This is a genomic window from Microbacterium sp. G2-16M (assembly GCF_055809115.1).
Genome location: NZ_CM147897.1, coordinates 2825598 through 2844235, shown reverse-complemented (window position 1 = coordinate 2844235; position 18638 = coordinate 2825598). Strand labels below are relative to the sequence as shown.

Annotated in this window: 17 protein-coding genes; 4 read left to right on the top strand and 13 right to left on the bottom strand. The window is 72.1% G+C overall.

Annotated elements, in window-relative coordinates; all coding sequences use genetic code 11:
* Positions 1 to 11 precede the first annotated feature (11 nt).
* From AC0L6F_RS13400 to AC0L6F_RS13390, 3 genes are all read right to left on the bottom strand, one after another.
* On the bottom strand, positions 12 to 1253 hold the full coding sequence (locus tag AC0L6F_RS13400) for an FAD-binding protein (protein WP_473538274.1): 1242 nt from the start codon (positions 1251 to 1253) through the stop codon (positions 12 to 14).
* Between the two features lie 54 nt (positions 1254 to 1307).
* Positions 1308 to 3434: an RNA polymerase recycling motor ATPase HelR gene (helR, locus tag AC0L6F_RS13395; protein WP_473538273.1), complete on the bottom strand. Its 2127-nt coding sequence runs from the start codon at positions 3432 to 3434 to the stop codon at positions 1308 to 1310.
* A gap of 134 nt (positions 3435 to 3568) precedes the next feature.
* The gene (locus tag AC0L6F_RS13390) at positions 3569 to 4360 is read right to left on the bottom strand and encodes a universal stress protein (protein WP_259611215.1); all 792 of its coding nucleotides are present in this window, start codon (positions 4358 to 4360) and stop codon (positions 3569 to 3571) included.
* A gap of 132 nt (positions 4361 to 4492) precedes the next feature.
* Between AC0L6F_RS13390 and AC0L6F_RS13385 the strand changes: the two genes are divergently transcribed.
* Together AC0L6F_RS13385 and AC0L6F_RS13380 are read left to right on the top strand one after the other, a co-directional pair.
* Positions 4493 to 5293: a siderophore-interacting protein gene (locus AC0L6F_RS13385; RefSeq protein WP_473538271.1), complete on the top strand. Its 801-nt coding sequence runs from the start codon at positions 4493 to 4495 to the stop codon at positions 5291 to 5293.
* 61 nt (positions 5294 to 5354) lie between these two features.
* On the top strand, positions 5355 to 6779 hold the full coding sequence (locus AC0L6F_RS13380) for an HNH endonuclease signature motif containing protein (RefSeq protein WP_473538270.1): 1425 nt from the start codon (positions 5355 to 5357) through the stop codon (positions 6777 to 6779).
* Between the two features lie 22 nt (positions 6780 to 6801).
* Here AC0L6F_RS13380 and araA read toward each other — a convergent pair whose 3' ends face one another.
* The 8 genes from araA to AC0L6F_RS13340 all read right to left on the bottom strand — a co-directional run bounded on the left by araA (position 6802) and on the right by AC0L6F_RS13340 (position 15849).
* On the bottom strand, positions 6802 to 8325 hold the full coding sequence (araA, locus tag AC0L6F_RS13375) for an L-arabinose isomerase (RefSeq protein ID WP_473538269.1): 1524 nt from the start codon (positions 8323 to 8325) through the stop codon (positions 6802 to 6804).
* A 29-nt stretch (positions 8326 to 8354) separates the two neighbouring features.
* The gene (locus tag AC0L6F_RS13370) at positions 8355 to 9935 is read right to left on the bottom strand and encodes a xylulokinase (RefSeq protein ID WP_473538268.1); all 1581 of its coding nucleotides are present in this window, start codon (positions 9933 to 9935) and stop codon (positions 8355 to 8357) included.
* Positions 9932 to 10654 (bottom strand): L-ribulose-5-phosphate 4-epimerase, encoded by a 723-nt coding sequence (locus AC0L6F_RS13365; RefSeq protein WP_473538267.1) that lies wholly within the window; start codon positions 10652 to 10654, stop codon positions 9932 to 9934. The genes AC0L6F_RS13370 and AC0L6F_RS13365 overlap by 4 nt, the downstream gene beginning before the upstream one ends.
* A gap of 101 nt (positions 10655 to 10755) precedes the next feature.
* Entirely contained in the window at positions 10756 to 11817 is a 1062-nt protein-coding gene (locus AC0L6F_RS13360; protein WP_259611213.1) for a LacI family DNA-binding transcriptional regulator, read from the bottom strand.
* Positions 11818 to 11828: 11 nt separating this feature from the next.
* Positions 11829 to 12251: a DUF6069 family protein gene (locus AC0L6F_RS13355; RefSeq protein ID WP_473538266.1), complete on the bottom strand. Its 423-nt coding sequence runs from the start codon at positions 12249 to 12251 to the stop codon at positions 11829 to 11831.
* 88 nt (positions 12252 to 12339) lie between these two features.
* Complete coding sequence (locus tag AC0L6F_RS13350; RefSeq protein WP_473538265.1) at positions 12340 to 12993, bottom strand: GyrI-like domain-containing protein; 654 nt, start codon at positions 12991 to 12993, stop codon at positions 12340 to 12342.
* A 62-nt stretch (positions 12994 to 13055) separates the two neighbouring features.
* A complete protein-coding gene (locus tag AC0L6F_RS13345; RefSeq protein WP_473538264.1) occupies positions 13056 to 14285 on the bottom strand; it encodes a pyridoxal phosphate-dependent decarboxylase family protein in 1230 nt (409 codons plus the stop codon).
* Between the two features lie 43 nt (positions 14286 to 14328).
* Complete coding sequence (locus AC0L6F_RS13340) at positions 14329 to 15849, bottom strand: SulP family inorganic anion transporter (RefSeq protein WP_473538263.1); 1521 nt, start codon at positions 15847 to 15849, stop codon at positions 14329 to 14331.
* 166 nt (positions 15850 to 16015) lie between these two features.
* On the opposite strand from AC0L6F_RS13340, the gene AC0L6F_RS13335 reads away from it, so the two are divergent.
* Positions 16016 to 16396, top strand: a complete 381-nt coding sequence (locus tag AC0L6F_RS13335; RefSeq protein WP_259611185.1) for a DUF5655 domain-containing protein — start codon at positions 16016 to 16018, stop codon at positions 16394 to 16396.
* A 40-nt stretch (positions 16397 to 16436) separates the two neighbouring features.
* The gene (locus AC0L6F_RS13330) at positions 16437 to 17564 is read left to right on the top strand and encodes a winged helix DNA-binding domain-containing protein (protein WP_473538262.1); all 1128 of its coding nucleotides are present in this window, start codon (positions 16437 to 16439) and stop codon (positions 17562 to 17564) included.
* Positions 17565 to 17600: 36 nt separating this feature from the next.
* Here the strand turns inward: AC0L6F_RS13330 and AC0L6F_RS13325 are convergent, their stop codons facing one another.
* Together AC0L6F_RS13325 and AC0L6F_RS13320 are read right to left on the bottom strand one after the other, a co-directional pair.
* Positions 17601 to 17894: a Rossmann-fold NAD(P)-binding domain-containing protein gene (locus tag AC0L6F_RS13325; RefSeq protein WP_473538261.1), complete on the bottom strand. Its 294-nt coding sequence runs from the start codon at positions 17892 to 17894 to the stop codon at positions 17601 to 17603.
* A gap of 25 nt (positions 17895 to 17919) precedes the next feature.
* Positions 17920 to 18588, bottom strand: a complete 669-nt coding sequence (locus tag AC0L6F_RS13320) for a hypothetical protein (protein ID WP_473538260.1) — start codon at positions 18586 to 18588, stop codon at positions 17920 to 17922.
* Between the last annotated feature and the right edge of the window lie 50 nt (positions 18589 to 18638).

Below are 18638 nucleotides of genomic sequence, written 5' to 3'. Positions count from 1 at the left end.
CCGAGTGAGCGTCAGCCGAGCACGCGCCGCACGAAGGCGTTGCGGAAGCGCGCCTGCGGGTCGAACCGGTCGGCCAGCGCGCGGAAGTCTTCGAGCCGCGGGTACATGGCCGCGGCATCCAGCCGGTCGAAGACCTTGCCCCAGTGCGGGCGGGCCCCCAGCGGCAGCAGCGCGTCTTCGATGGCGGGCAGCACGGCGGCCACTCCCGGGATGTCGCGCACCCACGTGAAGTGCAGACCCACGACATCCGTCCCGGATGCCGTCGACAGCCACAGCCCGTCTGCGGCGACGGTGCGGATCTCGGTGATCTGCAGGACGTCGCGCAGCCGCGGACCGAGCGCACGCACCGCGTCGATCGCGGCGACGGCGTGCGCGCGCGGCACGAGGTACTCGGACTGGATCTCGGCGCCGGCTGACGGCGTGAACTCGAAGCGGAAGTGCGCGAGTCGCTCGCTCCACGGGCCGGGGACCCCGAGCTGCTCGGTCGTGTTGCGCACATCCATCCCGGCGATCATGTGCCGTGGCGCGGTCTCGGCCACCGCGCCGAAGAAGTCCTCGCCCACCCCGCCCGGCTCGTCCACGCGCTCCTTGATCCAGGCCAGAGACACGGATGCCTCCTCCCACCGCGTGAACAGCGACACGCTGTAGGCGGCGGAGAAGATGTCGTCGAAGCGGTCGGCGACGACATCCCACCCCAGTCCGGCGAACAGGCGCTGCCGGACCGCGAAGGTCGGCTCGATCTCCAGCGTCACCTCGACCACGACGCCCAGCGCGCCGAGCGCGACGACCGCGCCGTCGAACCCCGCGTCTCCGCGCCGCAGCTCGACGACCTCGCCGGTGCCGGTGACCAGGCGGATGCCGCGCACCGCCGTGGCGAGGTTGCCGTTGCGATCGCCGGACCCGTGCGTGGCGGTGGCGACCGCCCCGGCCACGGAGATGTGCGGCAGCGACGCGAGGTTGTGCAGCGCCCAGCCGGCTTCGTCCAGCGCTTTGGCGAGGTCGCCGTAGCGCACCCCGCCGCCGACGGTGACCGTGCGGGCGGCAGCGTCGATGGCGATATCGGTCGGGAGTGCGGACGTGCCGATGAGGAGGTCGTCGCTGTCGGCGATGTCGTTGAACGAGTGCCGGCTGCCCAGCACCCGCACCGCCGGCGAGCCGGTGATCAGTGCGGCGAGTTCGTCGACGCTTGCGGGCTCGGCGTAGCGCTGCGCACGATAGCGGTGATTGCCGGCCCAGTTCGTCTCGGTGCGCACAGCCGCCAGCCTATCCGCGCGGCTCGCCCAGGACGGGCTCGGCCCACGACGGGCTCACTCGAGGATGACGAGCTGCTGGGTCGCCCGGGTCATCGCCACGTAGCGGTCGACCGCTCCGGTCACCCCGTCGCCGAACATCCCCGGCTCCCGCATCAGGACCAGGTCGAACTCGAGGCCCTTCACGTGCGCGGGGCTCAGGGACCGCACCCGCTCGGCGCCGGCGTAGCTGTCGTCGCCGATGACGCACGCCGTCCCTTCGCCGTGCGCGGCGAGCCATTCGTCCACGATCCGGTCGCGCTCGAGCGCGGGCCGGTGCCGGACCGGGATGCCGGTGGCCCGCACCGACGCGGGGACGTTGGCATCGGGCAGTACGGCGCGGATCACCGGGGCGGCGGCATCCATCACCTCCTGCGGGGTGCGGTAGTTCACAGTCAGCGACATCTGCCGCACACCGCGCAGACCGATCCGCTCCAGTCGTGCCGACCACGACTCGGCGAAGCCGTGGCGTGCCTGCGCCCGGTCGCCGGCGATCGTGAAGGAGCGCGACGGGCAGCGGCGCAGCAGCATCTGCCACTGCGCGTCGCTGAGCTCCTGCGCCTCGTCGACCACGACGTGGGCGAACGGCCCGGCCAGCACATCGGGGTCGAGCGCGGGCAGCACCTCGTCATCGACCAGGCTGTTGCGCAGGTCGTCGCCGTCCAGCCAGGCCAGCATCTCGTCGCCGCCGTCCTTGAGCCGCTCGACCACGTCGGCCATGTACGCGCGCTGCGCGGTCGCGGCCGCCTCGCGCTCCCGGCGCCGGCGGGTGGCGGCCGGATCGCCCAGCCGCAGCCGCGCCGCGTCCAGCAGCGGCAGGTCGGCGTCGGTCCAGGCGGCGTCGGGGTCGCGCTGCAGCATCCGCACCTCGTCCTCGGTGAGCCAGGGCGCGCAGCGGCGCAGGAACGCCGGGACGGTCCACAGGTCGGCGACGACGACGGATGCCTCCACCACCGGCCACGCGCGCTGGAACCGCGCCGTGAGTCCGGCGTTCTGCCGCAGGGCGCGCTGCACCTGTGCGGGCGGGATGTCGGGATCGTCGAGCTGTGCGTGGAGGATGGCCACCAGCGCGTCCCACACCTGGTCGCGCGCGTCGTTGTGCGGGATGCCGGGCTCGGGCGCGGCGAACGCGTCGGCCCAGTCCGCGGCCGTGAGCCACAGGTCGGCCCACGGCGTCTCGACCTGCAGCTCGTCCTCGGGCGGCTCCTCATAGAACCGTGCGGCGCGTTCGATCGCCTCGGCCCAGCGGGCGTCGGCCTTCAGGGCGACGACCCGCGCGTCCGGCTCGGACGCGGCATCCGCCCCTTCGCGGACGAGGTCGGCGAGCAGGCAGGTCTGCACGCTGTCCTCGCCGAGGCTCGGGAGGATGTCGGCGACATAGGAGAGGTAGGCCTGGTGCGGACCGATGAACAGCACCCCGCCGCCTCCGCCGGCCAGCCGCGTGTCGGCGTAGAGCAGATACGCGGCGCGATGCAGCGCCACCACGGTCTTGCCCGTGCCCGGTCCGCCGTCGACGACCAGCGCTCCCCGCGAGGAGGCGCGGATGATCGCGTCCTGATCGGACTGGATCGTCGCCAGCACGTCGCGCATCTGCGGCGACCGGCTCGCGCCCAGGCTGGCGATGAACGCGGACTGGTCGTCCAGCGACGCCGTCAGGGTCGTGTCGGCGAACGCCTCGTCCCAGTAGTCGGTGATGCGACCGCCGGTCCAGCGGTAGCGACGGCGGCTGACCAGGCCCATCGGGTCGGCGGCCGTGGCGGCGAAGAACGGCGCCGCGGCGGGGGCGCGCCAGTCGACCAGGAGCGGGTCGCCGGCGGCATCGGTCAGCCCGATGCGGCCGATGTAGACCGGCTCGCCGGATTCGGGAACCATCCGCCCCAGGCAGATGTCCAGGCGGAACCGACTCAGCACTCCGAGGCGCGAGGTGAGTCGCCGCACCTCGGCGTCGCGCTCGATGAGGTACTGGCCGCGACCGGCGCGGTCGACGCGTGCAGTGACCAGGCGTTCCTGCAGCTGGTGCACCTCGTCGGCGATGCGGGCGGCGATGGTCTCGAAGCGGGTCTGGTCGGCGGCGGTCAGGGCGGGATCGGCCTTGGCGGCCAGGCGTTCGGGAAGGGCGAAGACCGAGAGTGCGGCTGTGGGCATGGTGCTCCTGGGAAGGCGGCGCGGGCAGAGGTCGATTCTGCACCCGCCGGGGGCCCTTGCCGCAAGCCCCCCTCCCTTCTCTACAATGGAAAGGGAAGGATGCTGGGGCCTGCCGCCGGCGTCCCCGGGGTTCCTCAGGCCCGCGGCGCCTGCACGATGACCGGCGCGCTGACCCGGTGCATGAGCCCCGAGGTCACGCTGCCGAGCACCGCCGCGCGCAGTGCCGGCTGGGTTCTGGTCGCCATCGTCACCAGGACGTCGCGGCGCCCCTTCAGATAGCCGGCCAGCGCGTCCACCGGGTCGCCGTGCAGCACCTCCCACTCGGCGTCGATGCCGTCTCGGCGCGCGAGGTCGGATGCGCGGGCGCGCACATACGCGTCTTCGCCGATGTCGGTGTCGAACCGGCTCGCATCGGCCACCTGGACGAGCACCAGCCGGGCGCCCAGGGCGCGCGCCCATTGCGCGGCCTGCGGCTGCATGGACTCGGAACGCGGTGTGCCGTCCAGCGGCAGCAGCACGGTGGCGATCCGCGGTGTGGGCGCGGATGCTCCGCCTTCGGGCCGGTAGACCAGCACCGGGTCGTGGCTGGACTGCACGTACTCGCGCGCGATGCTGCCCAGCACCGCGGTGCCCAGGCCGCTGCGTCCGCGGGCGGTGATGGCGGCGAGCGAGCCGGGCACCCGGTCGACCTCGCCCATGATCGCGTCGCTGATGGAACCGCGCGACACGATGGCGCGGCCCTCGGCCGCCCACGTGCGGGCGAGCGCCTGGACGTAGGCGTCGGCGCCGACCATCTCGCCCGGACGCTCCACGATCCGCACGAACGTCAGGCGTGCGTCGATCTGCTCCGCCATCGGCGCGACGCGCGCGATGACCTCTTCGGAGAACGTCGATCCGTCCAGTGGCACCACGATGCGCGCGTACATGCCGTCCCCGTCCGTCCGTGCCGATCCCTGGCCACAGGGTAGAGCAGCCCGCGCGCCGCCGCCACCATTTGCGAGGTAGGTTAGCCTACCCATAGTCGGACGACGAGTGTCCGTCGCGAGCAGAGGGATGGCATGGGGTTCACCGACGGCCGCAGGACGACGGGGCTGTACACCGCCGAGGTCAGCCGCACCGAGCGCATCAGCCCGCACATGGTGCGGGTGACGCTGCGCGGCGAGGATCTGACCCGACTCCCCCAGCGCGGGTACGACCACTGGTTCCGGCTGTTCCTGCCGCGCCGCGACGGCGAGACGAACTTCGACGCCGTGCCGGAGCACTTCACGTTCGGCGGCTACCTGAAGTACCTGACCTCGAAGTCGGGAACCCGGCCTGCCTTCCGCAACTACACGATCCGGGCGCACCGCCCGGGTGCCGGCGAGGTCGACGTCGACTTCGTCGCCCACGGCGAGGTCGGCATCGCCGGCCCGTGGGCGCAGCGCGCCGACGCCGGTGCGCGCGTGGCCATGATCGATCAAGGTCGCGGCTTCGATCCGCTCGAGCACACCGAGTCGGTGCTCCTGGTCGGCGACGAGTCGGCGCTGCCGGCGATCGCCGGCATCCTCCGCGACCTGCCGCGCGACATGCCGGGGGTCGCGGTGATCGAGATCCCGCACGCCGAGGATCGACAGGCTGTCGACGCACCGGCCGGCGTCGAGGTGCGCTGGCTGCCCCGCGCCGACCCGCACGACCGCCCCGGCATGCTGGCGCTTCACGCGGTGCGCGCGCATGCGCCCGCGCACACCGACACGCTGCACGCGTACCTCGCCGGCGAGCAGCAGCTGGTCGCCGAGAGCCGCCGGCACCTCGTGGCATCCGGTGTTCCGAAGTCCCGGATCGCGTTCACCGGGTACTGGAAGGTCGGCCGGGCGGGGTAGGCATGCCGATGTGATGACGTCGTCCCATTCCGATGTCGGGGGTCGCTTCTACACTCGAGATATGGACCTTTCCACGACCGAGACCCCGACCCGGGCGGTGCCGCCGACCGGGTGGGATGCGGATCTCGCGTGGCACGACGGCCTGGACGTGGACGACTTCGACCTGGCCGATGTGGACCTCGCCGAGTGGGAGGGCCGCGGGCCCGGCGGCAGTCCCGGCGAGCACGGGGGCGAGCTCGTCACGGGCCCGGGCGCGGTCATCGACGAGCTGGCGGAGACGGTCGCCCGTGCTCGGATCGCGACCGCGGATCAGTACCGGCTGATCGGGGACGTCATCCGCGACGCGCTGGCGGATCCGACGCCGTGGTGCGGTCCCGATCCCACCCTCCATCCCGACTGGCGCGACCCGCGCGACCGGGGAGTGGCGGCCGTCCGCCGCGACCGGCGGATGATGGCGGTCCGGGCAGCCGGCGCCGACATCGCCGTGCGTCTGCGCCTGAGCGAGGCCGCCGTGCACGGCATGAGCGTCACCACGGCCACGCTGCGGGAGCGCTGCCCTCGGATCTGGAGCCTGTTCCTGGGCGGACAGATCGGCGAGCCCAACGCGCGCTCGGCGGCCGACGCCGCCGGCACGCTTCCCGAAGACGCACCCGAGGCGTGGGCGATGTTCGACGAGCGAGCCGCCGACCCGGCCCAGTCCCTGACCCCGGGCAGATTCCGCACCCGGGCGCGCGTGCTGCGTGAACAGCTCCACCCGCGCACGATCGACGAGCGGCACGCACGGGCCCGGCAGGACCGGGACGTGTGGATGAAGGACGAGCCGGACGGGATGGCGTCCCTCGGACTGCGTGCGCCGGCCGCCGACGTGCATGCCGCGTACCGGCGCATCGACGCCATGGCGCGGCACCTGCGCGCGCAGGACGGCGAGACCCGCATCCTCAACCAGCTGCGCGCCGACGTCGCCTCCGAGCTGCTGCTCACCGGGCTGGGCACGGGCGACAGCCGCGATGCCGCCCGCGTCCGGCCGGTCGTCGCGATCACGGTCCCCGCGCTCACCCTCCTCGGCGCGGGCACCGAGCCCGCGACCCTCGAGGGGTACGGACCGATCGACCTCGAGACCGCGAAGCGGCTCGCCGGGACGGCGACATCCTGGGTCCGCATCCTCACCCACCCGGTCACCGGCACGGTGCTCGACGTCGATCGGACGGTCTACCGGGTTCCCAAGGCCATGCGGCGCTGGCTCGGCGTGCACCATCCGACGTGCGTGTTCAGCGGATGCGGGCGTCCCGCCCGCGACTGCGAAATCGACCACGACGTGGACTGGCAGTACGGCGGCACCACCTCGGTCGGCAATGCCACGCCGAAGTGCGAGCATCATCACCACATCAGACACGACACGCTGTGGCGATGCGATCATGTCGGCGACAGCATCCGATGGACCAGTCCGACCGGTTACCAGTCCGCCCCCGACCCTCCACCCTTCTGAGGCATCGGGCGGCGAGATCGGGTCAGAGCCCCTGCGCGAGGCGGTAGTAGGCCTGGTTCCAGCGGACCTGCCGCTGGAACTCGGGCAGCGTGGTGGTTTCGTCGATGGTGAGCAGCTCGACCTGCGCCATCTCGGCGAAGTCGCGGAACGCCTCGATGCCGACGGCGGTGGACATGACCGTGTGGTGCGCCGCACCGGCGGTCAGCCACGCGGCGGCGCTCGTGCGGAAGTCGGGCTGCGGCTCCCACACTGCGCGTCCCACCGGAAGGTTCGGCAGCGCGGCGCGCGGAGCGACGTTCTGCACGACGTTGGCGGTGAGGCGGAAGCGATCGCGCATGTCGCTGAGCGCGACCACCACGGCCGGCCCGGGGTCGGCGGTGAACACCAGCCGCACCGGATCCTCCTTGCCGCCGATGCCGAGCGGGTGGATCTCCAGAGTCGGCGTGGCCGTGGTAAGCGACGGTGCGACCTCGAGCATGTGCGCCCCCAGGATGAGCTCGCGCCCCGGCGTCATGTCGTAGGTGTAGTCCTCCATCAGGCTCGCCCCGCCGGGCAGACCCGCACCCATCACGTTGGCGATGCGCACCAGCACGGCGGTCTTCCAGTCGCCCTCGGCGCCGAAGCCGTACCCCTCGGCCATCAGACGCTGCACCGCCAGCCCCGGCAGCTGGCGCAGCGCGCCGAGGTCCTCGAACGACGTGGTGAAGGCGCCGAATCCGCCCTCCTCCAGGAACGCGCGCAGCCCGAGCTCGATCGCCGCCCCGTAGCGGAGCGACTCGTGCCGCGCCCCGCCGCGCTGCAGCTCGGGCACGACCTCGTAGAGCTCCTCGTATTCGGCGACGAGCGCGTCGATCTCGGTGTCTGCGGCCGCGTGCACGGCGTCGGCCAGTTCGCCTACCCCCCAGGTGTTCACCTGCACGCCGAAGCGCAGCTCGGCCTCGGTCTTGTCGCCCTCGGTCACGGCGACGAAGCGCATGTTGTCGCCGAAGCGGGCGAGCTTCAGGCTGCGGGATGCCGCCAGCCCGGCGGCCGCACGCTGCCAGGTGCCCAGCTCCCGGCGGACGCGCACGTCGCTGGCATGCCCGACGATCGTCTTGCGCGCAACGCCCAGGCGGGTCTGGATATACCCGAACTCCCGATCGCCGTGCGCGGCCTGGTTGAGGTTCATGAAGTCGAAGTCGATGTCCGCCCAGGGCAGCTCGACGTTGGCCTGGGTGTGCAGGTGCGCGAGCGGCTTCTGCAGGGCGTCCAGCCCGGCGATCCACATCTTGGCCGGGCTGAAGGTGTGCATCCAGGCGATCAGTCCGATGACGCGGTCGTCCGCGTTCGCGTCGAGCGCCATGCGGCGGATGGCCGCAGCATCCGTCAGCACCGGCTTCCACACGATCCGCACGGGCACCTCGGATGCCGCATCCAGCGTCTCGGCGATCCGCCGTGACTGCTCGGCGACCTGCGCCAGCGTCTCGGGGCCGTACAGGTGCTGGCTGCCGGTGAGGAACCAGACCTCGCAGCCGTCGAGGGAGGTGGTCAGCGGTGTGCGGGGCATGGGATGTCCTTCGGTGTCGATCGGGGTCGTCAGAGGGCGTCCACGGCGGCGGCCTCGATGGCCAGGCCCGAGCGGTAGCGGGCCAGGTAGTGCGCGAAGCCGGCGACGTCGTCGGGATCGGGCTCGGCGATGCGGACGTCCGCACCGGCGAACACCCGCGCGCTCAGGTAGGCGGCCAGGTCGCCGTCGTCGGCGTGCGCGAGGTACGAGGCGAGCACCGCGATCCCCCACGCGCCACCCTCGGCGGCCAGCTCGCCGACGCCGACCGGCGCATTCAGCGCGGCCGCCAGGAACCGCTGCGCGACGCCCGCCGTCCGGAACATTCCGCCATGCGCATACATGCGGTCCAGAGCGACGCCCTCGGCGTCCAGCACCCGCATGCCCAGGCTCAGGGTGCCGAAGACGCCGTAGAGCTGGGCGCGCATGAAGTTCGCCAGGGTCAGGTCGCTGTCCGGCGTGCGCACGAACAGCGGGCGGCCGTCGGCGAGACCGGCGATCGGCTCGCCGGCGAGATGGTTGTAGGCCAGGAGTCCGCCGGCGTCGGCATCCCCCGCGAGCGCCTCCCGGAAGAGCACCTCGAAGACCGCGTCCGCGCCCAGGGGCTGCCCGGCTGCGGCGGCGAAGCGGGTGAACAGGCCGACCCAGTCGGCGAGCTCGCTGGCGCCGTTGTTGCAGTGCACCATCGCGACCGGGTCGCCGGCCGGCGTGGTCACCAGGTCGATCTCGTGATGGACGTGTGCGAGCGGACGCTCCAGAACCACCATCGCGAAAATGCTGGTCCCCGCCGACACGTTGCCGGTGCGCGGTGCGACCGAGTCGGTGGCGACCATCCCGGTGCCGGCATCCCCCTCGGGCGGGCACAGCGGGATGCCGGGGCTCAGGGCGCCGGACGGGTCCAGGAGCGCCGCTCCCTCGGCGGTGAGCACGCCGGCGGGAGCACCGGCGGCGAGGACCTCCGGCAGGAGTCCGGCCAGCGGTGCGAGACGCTCGGACGTCAGCGTGTCGTAGGCCCGCAGCATCCGCTCGTCGTACCCGCCGGTCGCGGAGTCGATCGGGAACATGCCCGACGCGTCTCCGACCCCGAGGACCTTGCTGCCGGTCAGCCGCCAGTGCACGCAGCCGGCCAGCGTCGTCACGAAATCCACCTGCGGCACGTGCGGCTCGGCGTCGCGCACCGCCTGATGCAGGTGTGCGATCGACCAGCGCAGCGGGATGTTCACACCGAACAGCTCGGTGAGCTCGGCCGCAGCCGGGCCGGTGTTCGTGTTGCGCCAGGTGCGGAACGGCACGAGCAGGGATCCGTCCCGGTCGAACGCGAGGTAGCCGTGCATCATCGCCGAGACGCCGATCGCACCGAAGGTGGAGGGGCGCACGCCGTGACGCTGCTCGGCGTCCGCGACGAGGGCGGAGTAGGCGGCCTGCAGCCCCGCCCAGACGTCGTCGAGGGCATACGTCCAGAGTCCGCCGTCGAGCCGGTTCTCCCATTCGTGCGCGCCGACGGCCAGCACGGTGGAGGCGTCCGCGCCGATCAGGCAGGCCTTGATGCGCGTCGACCCGAATTCGATGCCGAGGCTCGTGCGTCCGGCGAGGATGTCGTCTCGCCCGGTCATCGCCCGGTTTCCGGGTTCTGGCCGTACACGTGCTGGTACCGCTCGAAGAGGCGGTCGATCGCCTCCTGCGGGATCGGGATCAGCGGTCCGGCCTCGCGCGCGTAGTGCACGGTGCGGGCCACGTCTTCGACCATGACGGCCGCCTTGACCGCGTCGGCCGCGTCCGTCCCGATCGTGAACGGACCGTGGTTCTGCATCAGCACGGCGCGGGAGCGGTGGCCGGTGAGCGTCTGCACGATCCCGCGGCCGATCGAGTCGTCGCCGATGATCGCGAACGGTCCGACCGGGATCGGTCCGCCGAATTCGTCCGCCATCGCCGTGATCACGCAGGGGATCTCTTCGCCGCGCGCCGCCCAGGCCACCGCGAAGGTCGAGTGGGTGTGCACCACCCCGCCCACCTCGGGCATATTCCGGTAGACGTATGCGTGCGCGGCGGTGTCGCTCGACGGTGAGCGCTCGCTGCCGGCCGAGCCGGCGATCACCGTGCCGTCGAGGTCGCACAGGATCATGTTCTCCGGTGCGAGGTCGTCGTACGCGACCCCGGACGGCTTGATCACGAACAGGTCGGCGGCGGGATCGTCACCGACCCGCACTCGGCCCGAGACGTTCCCGCCGGTCCAGACCACGAGGTGATTCCGCACGAGTTCGCCGTGCAGGCGTGCGACATCGGCGCGGACGGCGGCGATGGCGCGATCGCGGGGGGATGCGGGGCTGCTCACGGATACCTCGTCGTGTCGGGCGGCTGGTGTGACCGGTCACATCCATCGAACCACGACGGATGTCGGGCGTCAAGCATGCCCGACGAGCAGGCCGGGAATCGTCAGCGCGGCGGCGCGACCGACGCACGCGAGACCAGCAGCGGCGCGACCGGGGCGAGCTCGTCCTCCTCCGCCGGGTCGCCCGGTGCGGTCGCCCGGGTGAGCGCCGCGACCGCGCGGCGGGCGAGCTCGTCGAAGTCCTGGCGCACCGTGGTCAGCGGCGGCCAGAAGTACGCCGCATCCGGGATGTCGTCGAACCCGACCACGCTGAGCTCGTCGGGCACCGCGATCCCGGCCTCGTGCAGTCCGGTGAGCAGTCCCAGCGCCATCTGGTCGTTCGCGGCGAAGACGGCCGTCGCACCCGAGGCGCGGACCGCGTCGGTGGACGCATAGCCGGATCGGGCCGTCCAGTCGCCGGTGATCACGGTCCCGGCCGGCAGCCCGCGTGCGGCGAGCTCGGCGGCGAAGCCGGTGGCCCGCGATGCCGCCTCGAGCCAGTCCGCAGGCCCGCCGAGATGGGCGATCCGGGTGTGCCCGGCGTCCGCGAGTGCCGCCACCGCAAGCCGGGCGCCGGCGGCCTGGTCGACGGACAGACCCCGCGAGCCCCGACCGGCGCCTCGACCGGCACCCCAGCCGGCGCCCCGGCCGGCGGAGTGCAGGGTCAGCACCGGGATGTCCACCGGCAGCGCGTCCAGCGCCTGCAGAGTCCGTGCGTGCGGCGCGATCACCACGATGCCCTCGACCCCCTGGGCGATCAGATGCTGCACGGCGGCGGCCACGGACGCCGCGTCCCCCGAGTCGGCGAACGCGGCGCTCACCCAGTAGCCGGCGTCCCGCGCCGAGGCTTCGATCGCGGCGATGCTGCGCGCCGGGCCGTAGTGCTGCGCGTCCGACGCGAGCACGCCGAGCGTGTGCGAGCGCCGGGTGCCCAGCGCCCGGGCGGCATTGTTCATCCGGTAGTCCAGCGCGGCCATCGCCTGCTGCACGCGCAGCTTGGTGGCCGCCGCGACGTCGGGATGGTCGTTGAGCACGCGCGAGACGGTCTGCCGCGAGACGCCGGCGAACGCGGCGACGTCCCGCACCCCGACCGCCCGTGCCCGTCCCGCTCCGCTCGACTCGCCCATCGGCGATGAGTTTACGGGGCGGACGCCAACCCGAGCACGAGCGTGACACCGACAACCAGGTGCATGATCAGCAGCGCGACCAGCACGCCGCCGGTCGCGCCCATCAGCAGGGGCCCGAGCAGCGAGACGGCCAGCACGGCCCAGCCGATGATCTGCCAGATGCGGCGACCTCGACGCGACATCCGCTCGAGTCCTGCCAGCAGCGCCCAGGCGACGCCTCCGGCCAGGAGCGGCACGATGACGACCGCGAGGGGTCCGATCGTCTGCGCCGTCGCGCCGGCGCCGACCTCGAGGGTCAGGCCGAGCACGGGGACGGCGATGAGCCAGACGATCAGCGCGAGGATCGCCGCACCGACGAGCGCTGCGGAGCGACGCAGCCGTCGCTGCCGCATCATGCCCGGTGCGGGACGGGTGACGGCGGTGGATCGGGACATATCAGCCTCCTTGGTGGATCTCTTCCACGTTAGGAAGGCGCCGGCCCCGCGACCTGGGAGCGATGTCGTGTCCTGAGCGTGACGAATGTCACGGGGCGGGCGCGTCTGCGGGGCCCGCCGCGTCGACGACCGGCTGGCGCAGGATCGTGCGCAGACGCTCGGGCGCGGTCCGGCGGATATCGCTGAGGTAGATCTCGTGGTGCCGGCCGGCCAGGGCGAGCCCGGCGTCGGGGATGAACCGGTCGTGCAGCTCGGCGAGCACGGCCGCCTCGTCCTCGAACGGCCCGATGTGCAGGGTCTGCACGCACCGGCCCTCGTGCAGCGTCTCCAGCCGCACGCGGTCCAGCGCGGCCGGTCGATCGCCGGTGGCGACCTTCGCCCGCGCGGCGTCGAACATCTCGCGCGTGACCCATTCGGGAACGAGGAGCAGCAGCGTCCAATCCCACTGCGACTTGTCGCGGCGAGTGGTGAAGGCGGCCATGTCGGATGCCCACCACAGGCCTTCCAGCGGCGGGACGACGTAGTCGCGACCGAGCGCCTTGCTCGCGAACTTCAGCGCGTAGGCGAGCGGATAGAGCGCCGCGATCGCCTCGCCGTACTCCGGCGCCGTGTTCGGGTCGCCGTGCCCGTCCGCCATCAGGTACTGCCGCGGCGGGATGTCGAGGACGCGGAAGCGACCCGCTCTGGCCTGGTACGAGTCGAGGGTCTTCGTGAAGTCCGTCTTCGGCGCTGCATCGGGCATGGCCACCAGGGTGCCACACGGCACCGACATCGCCGCCGAGCGGCGAGCGCCGTCGTCGCGGATCAGCGCGCCGCGAGCACCGCGTCGACGACCCGATCGGGGTCGGCGAGCGGATTGACCGCGACCGATCGCAGCCACGTCACGTCGCCGATGGTCGCCGTGCTGACCCAGGCATCCGTCATCCGATCGCGCACGGCCGCGACATCGACGCCCCGCGGCCGCCACACCACCACCCCGGTCTCGGGTGGGGCGAACAGCTCGAGCGCCGGCTCGGACGCCACCCGCTCGGCGAGCCGCTGCGCGAGCGCCATGTCGGCGTCGATGCGGGCGCGCAGACCGTCGCGCCCCCAGGCGAGCAGCGTCGCCAGCAGCGGGAGCGCGGCGGCGCCGTGCGAGCCCAGCAGGCCGACGTTCGGGGCGGCGAGGTATGCGCCCCCGCTGCTGATCGCGTCGTGGGCGCGCGCGGCGTCGGCGAACAGCACCAGCGCGCTCTCCTTCGGCTGGTACAGCCACTTGTGCGCCGAGACCGCGACCGAGTCGGCGCCGTCGATCCCGTCGAGCACGTCGGCGTGTGATGACAGCCGCAGCGGCCCCGCCCAGGCCGCGTCGACATGCCGCCAGGCGGCGCCGGATGCCGCGTCCAGCGGATCGACGGCGCCGGCGATCGTGGTGCCGGCGGTGAGCACGACGATCGCGTCGCCGAGGTCGCCCGGCAGCAGGCCGACCCGCATCCGCTCTCCCGCGTCGACGGGCACGGCCACATACTCCAGGCCGAGGATGTGCGCGGCCTTCGCGACGCTCAGGTGCGACGCCGATGACGCGATCACCCGTCGCGCGCCGGTGAGATCGCGCGCCGCCCAGAGCGCGGTGAGGTTGGCCACCGTCGAGCCGGGGACGAGATGCCCGCCGTCCATGCCGAAGGCCGGGGCGAGCCAGTCCACGGCGAGCCGCTCGAGCCGGCGCGCCGCCGGGGCGCTGTCGGGATGCAGCAGGTTCTGATTCATCGCCGCGGCCCACTGGGCGGCGGCCCACGACATCCACGGCGTCGGCGGGTCCATGTGGGCGAAGAAACCCGGGTGGTCGAACCGGGTGGGCTGCGCGAGCGCGGGCGCGGCGAGCGCCGCGAGCGCCGCACGGCCGCCGACGCCCGCGTCCGGCCAACTCTCCGGCAGCGGGAGGGCGGCCTCGGGATCGCCGTGCGGTGTCCCCGGCATCCGCTTCGCCTCTGTCAGCAGGCGCAACGCCTCGTGCAGCCCCTCATCGTCGGGAGCGAAGTCGGCCTCAAGTGGCATGGATCCAGTAAAGCGGGAATCGCGCTGGGGCGGTACGACAGACCTAGGACCCGCCCAGAGACCCGGTCAGCCGGCCATGGAACATCCGGCTGTGCGGATTGAGGCCGGTCAGCTCCACGGTGGCGCCGTGGGCCGCGTACTTCGTCTCGATTGCATCGAGAGCGGCGACGCTGGAGGCATCCCAGACGTGGGAGCGGCTGAGGTCGATCACGACGCGGGCCGGATCATCCACGTACGAGAACTGGTCGACCAGGTCGTTGCTCGAGGCGAAGAAGAGCGGCCCGAGCACGCGGTAGTGGGCCACCTCGCCGTCCGCCGACACGCTCCGCGACACTCGTACGACGTGCGCGATGCGCCGCGCGAAGAAGACGAGTGCCAGGAGCACGCCGACGCCGACTCCGGTGGCCAGGTTGTTCGTGGCCACGACGACCGCCACGGTCACCAGCATGACGATGGTCTCGGGCAGCGGCATCCGTCTCAGTGTCGACGGACGGATGCTGTGCCAGTCCACGGTGCGCACGGCGACCACCATCATCACCGCGGCCAGCGCCGCCATCGGGATGGCCGCCATCACCGGCGAGAGCACGGCGACCAGCAACAGCAGGAACAGCCCCGCCACGAGCGTCGAGATGCGGGTGCGCGCCCGCCCGAGCTGCACGTTCACGACGGTCTGGCCGATCATCGCGCAGCCGGCGACACCGCCCCACACCCCCGCCAGGATGTTCGCGATGCCCAGTCCCCACGACTCGCGGCCTTTGCCCGAGCGGCTGTCGGTGATCTCGTCCACGACCTTCGCGGTCAGCAGGCTCTCCAGCAGGCCGACCATCGCGGCGGCGAACGCGGTCGGCGCGACGATGCGCAGCGTCTCGAGATCGAACGGCACCGTCCACGGGGTGAGCCCGGGCAGTCCCCCGCTCACCGAGCCCTCGTCCCCGACGGTCGGGACGTTCATGCCGAACACGATCGCTGCCGCCGTCACCAGCACTATCGCCACGAGCGGCGCCGGGATCGCCCGCGTGAGCCGCGGCAGCAGCACGACGATCAGGATCGTCACGACGAACAGCGGATACACCTGCCACGGCACGTCGATCACGTGCTGCACCTGCGCGGCGAAGATCAGCACACCGAGGGCGTTGACGAAGCCGATCATCACCGATCGCGGGATGTACCGCACGAGCCGCGCGAGTCCCGCCGCCCCGAACACGATCTGGATGAGCCCCGTCAGCAGCACGGCCGGCAGCACGTACGCGGTGCCGTGCGCCTGCACCAGCGGTGCGAGCACGAGCGCGACCGAACCGGCCGCGGCCGAGACCATCGCGGGCCGTCCGCCGACGAACGACATCACGATGGCCAGCACCACCGATGAGATCAGCGCGACATCCGGGCCGACGCCCGAGATGAGCGAGAACGAGATCACCTCGGGAATGAGCGCGAGCGTGGTCACCATGCCGGCGAGCACTTCGGTCGTCAGCAGACGGGGATGCCGCAGCACGGCCCGCATCGGCACCTGGCCGTTCGGCAGGCGGAAGGCGGTCGACGCGGGAGCGGAGGGGGCGACGGGCATCAGCGGGTGCGCCGGCAGCCGCGACGGCCGCGCGGCAGTCCTTTCGGCGGCGGGAGAGGTCGTGCGGCCCGAGAGGCCTCTCGGACGCTGCGGCGACCCGTCGATTCTACGGGGACGGGCGTGTCGTCGCGGGTGCGCGGGTTTCGACGTCTGCCACAGTGGGGGGATGACGGATGCTGCTGACGCCGAGTGGACGGTCGCTCGCCATCTCGCGGACAAGCCTGATTTCGCGATCGCGCTCTATCACCGGTTCATCGAGATGGTCGAGGCCGTCGGGCCGTTCACCTATGCGGTGAGCAAGTCGACGATCACGCTGAAGGGGAAGCGACGCGGATTCGCCGGCGCGCACCCGGTGCAATCGGGACTGCGCGGCTACTTCGATCTGCAGCGCGTGGTCAGCGATGCGCGCATCTCGTCTTCCGCCCCCTTCTCGAACCGGCTGTTCGTCCACTATTTCCGGATCGAATCCGCGGATCAACTCGATCACCGGTTCGCGGAGTGGCTCCGCGAGGCCTACGCGGTCGGCAATGGGGCGCACATCCGGTGAGCTGGGCGCACCTGTTCTCCGGCGGCGTCATCGTGACGAGGTGCTGACGGGCGTGGTCGAGACCCTCAGCCGACGAGAGCTCAACCGCGCCACGCTGGCGCGTCAGCTGCTCCTCCGCAGGAGTGACCGACCCGTTCCGGAGGCGGTGGAGCACCTGGCCGGTCTGCAGGCCCAGACTCCCCACAGCTGGTACGTCGGGCTCCGGAGTCGCCTCGCCGGCTTCCGCGCCGAGCAGGCGGCCGCGCTGCTCGCGGACCGACGCCTGGTGCGCATCGCGCTGATGCGCTCCACCATCCATCTGGTGACCGCGCGGGATGCCCTCGCGCTGCGCTCCCTGGTGCAACCCGCCCTGGACCGAGATCTGTACGCGAACGCCACGCATGGGGCTCCGATCCGCGGGGTGGATGTCGCAGCCTTGACCGCCGCCGGGCGCTCGCTGCTCGCCGAACGGCCGATGACCGCGAAGGAGCTGGGCGAGCAGCTGCACGCCCGGTGGCCCGACATCCCACCCGCCACCCTCGCGTACGCGCTGCGCAACCTGGTTCCGCTCGTGCAGGTGCCACCCCGCGGACTGTGGGGACGCAGCGGGCCCATCGCGCACCAGACCGCCGAGGCCTGGCTCGGTGTCGGTGCCGAACCCGACCAGACACTCGCCCACCTGGTGCTCCGATACCTGGCCGCGTTCGGTCCGGCCACGGTCGGCGACGCGCAGCGGTGGTCGGGATTGACGCGCCTGCGCGAGGTCGTCGACGCCCTGCGACCGCAACTGGTGACCTTCCGCGGCGAGAACGGGGAAGAGCTGTTCGACCTGCCTGACGCACCCCACCCCGATCCGGACACGCCCGCGCCACCGCGCCTCCTCTATGACTTCGACAACCTGCTGCTCTCGCACGCGGACCGCAGCCGCGTCCTCACCGACGACGTCGCTCGGCACTCCCGCCGCCCGCACGGCCCGGTGCCCTCGATCGTCCTCATCGACGGCTTCACCGCGGCCGACTGGATTATCGCCCGCGACGCCGACACTGCCACCTTGAGGATCCGGCCCTACGCCTCGCTGTCCGATTCGGATGCGACCGAGCTCGCCGTGGAAGGTCAGCGACTGCTCGACTTCACCGACCCCGGCGCAGCGAACCGCACGGTCGAGTTCGACGCGGAGCTGCTCGGATAGACGCGCGTCACGCCTCTCGCGACCTCCCGCGCGGGTTCACCACGGCACGGTCTGCCCGTGGCGATCGAGGTACTGCAGCCCCGCCGTACCGCGCTGCCTGTCGACCGTGTCGACGAGCAGCGGGATGCTGTCGCCGATCTCGAAGGTGGCGCCGGGGCCGCCCAAGTCGGTCTTGACCCAGCCGGGCGCCATCAGCAGCAACGCACGCTGATCGCCCTGATGCCGGGCCGCGTAGCTGCGCATCAGTTGGTTGAGCGCCGACTTGGTCGCCCGGTAGACCTCGAATCGACCGGAGAGGTTGTTCGCGATGCTGCCCTGGCCGAGCTCCACGGGCGCTCGGCGTCCGGAACGACGATCAGGTGTTCCGCGCCAGCCACGCCTGCCTCATCTCATCGAGCGCGCGCACACCGATCGAACGGACCCGTGATGCCCCCGAGCGGGCGCAGTCCACAGCGACGAGCGCGCGCGGCGCCGTGGCGCCGGTCATCCAGGAATGGCTCCCAGATCGAAACGTATGGACGGCGACCTCACCGTCGCCGTGCTCTACGAGTCCAGCGTCGTCAAGAAGGTCCTCAAGGTCACCCTCGCGAACATAGCCGTGCACCGTGCCGGACTGCCCGACGAGCCGCTCCCCCAGCACCTCGATCGCGGTTTCACCCGTGAGCGTGAGCGCATCGCGCACGATATCCGGATGCCGGGCAGTGAAGCGCCGCACCGTCACCGGCTGCGCCAGCTTGCGCCACAACACATCGGGCTCCGTCGTGCGGATCAGCGCTCGCGTCTTCGGGTCGGTCGCCTCCCCGTTCGAAAGCGCATCGATAACCGATCGCACCCGGTTCTCGGACCAGGGCCGGCCACCGGCGGTGGCGACGCGCGCGCGCTCAGCAACCGAGGCGAGATCGACCAGCCAACCCCGCGCGCTGATCCGCCGCCCGACCAGCTCGCCGGACCGCAGCATCTGACTCACCCGCTCCTGCGACAAGCCGAGACGCCGCGCAGCATCAGCCGTCGTCACCTCAGTCATCGTAACCCTTCGCTCGAACGAATGGTTACGATGATACTCGCAGCTTGAGG

What these genes read in the sequence shown, in the direction of transcription:
- helR (WP_473538273.1), bottom strand. Translation starts at nt 3,434, where the DNA reads ATGCCCACAGCCGCACTCTCGGTCTTCGCCCTTCCCGAACGCCTGGCC.
- AC0L6F_RS13390 (WP_259611215.1), bottom strand. Translation starts at nt 4,360, where the DNA reads ATGTACGCGCGCATCGTGGTGCCACTGGACGGATCGACGTTCTCCGAA.
- AC0L6F_RS13385 (WP_473538271.1), top strand. Translation starts at nt 4,493, where the DNA reads ATGGGGTTCACCGACGGCCGCAGGACGACGGGGCTGTACACCGCCGAG.
- AC0L6F_RS13380 (WP_473538270.1), top strand. Translation starts at nt 5,355, where the DNA reads ATGGACCTTTCCACGACCGAGACCCCGACCCGGGCGGTGCCGCCGACC.
- araA (WP_473538269.1), bottom strand. Translation starts at nt 8,325, where the DNA reads ATGCCCCGCACACCGCTGACCACCTCCCTCGACGGCTGCGAGGTCTGG.
- AC0L6F_RS13370 (WP_473538268.1), bottom strand. Translation starts at nt 9,935, where the DNA reads ATGACCGGGCGAGACGACATCCTCGCCGGACGCACGAGCCTCGGCATC.
- AC0L6F_RS13360 (WP_259611213.1), bottom strand. Translation starts at nt 11,817, where the DNA reads ATGGGCGAGTCGAGCGGAGCGGGACGGGCACGGGCGGTCGGGGTGCGG.
- AC0L6F_RS13355 (WP_473538266.1), bottom strand. Translation starts at nt 12,251, where the DNA reads ATGTCCCGATCCACCGCCGTCACCCGTCCCGCACCGGGCATGATGCGG.
- AC0L6F_RS13350 (WP_473538265.1), bottom strand. Translation starts at nt 12,993, where the DNA reads ATGCCCGATGCAGCGCCGAAGACGGACTTCACGAAGACCCTCGACTCG.
- AC0L6F_RS13345 (WP_473538264.1), bottom strand. Translation starts at nt 14,285, where the DNA reads ATGCCACTTGAGGCCGACTTCGCTCCCGACGATGAGGGGCTGCACGAG.
- AC0L6F_RS13340 (WP_473538263.1), bottom strand. Translation starts at nt 15,849, where the DNA reads ATGCCCGTCGCCCCCTCCGCTCCCGCGTCGACCGCCTTCCGCCTGCCG.
- AC0L6F_RS13335 (WP_259611185.1), top strand. Translation starts at nt 16,016, where the DNA reads ATGACGGATGCTGCTGACGCCGAGTGGACGGTCGCTCGCCATCTCGCG.
- AC0L6F_RS13320 (WP_473538260.1), bottom strand. Translation starts at nt 18,588, where the DNA reads ATGACTGAGGTGACGACGGCTGATGCTGCGCGGCGTCTCGGCTTGTCG.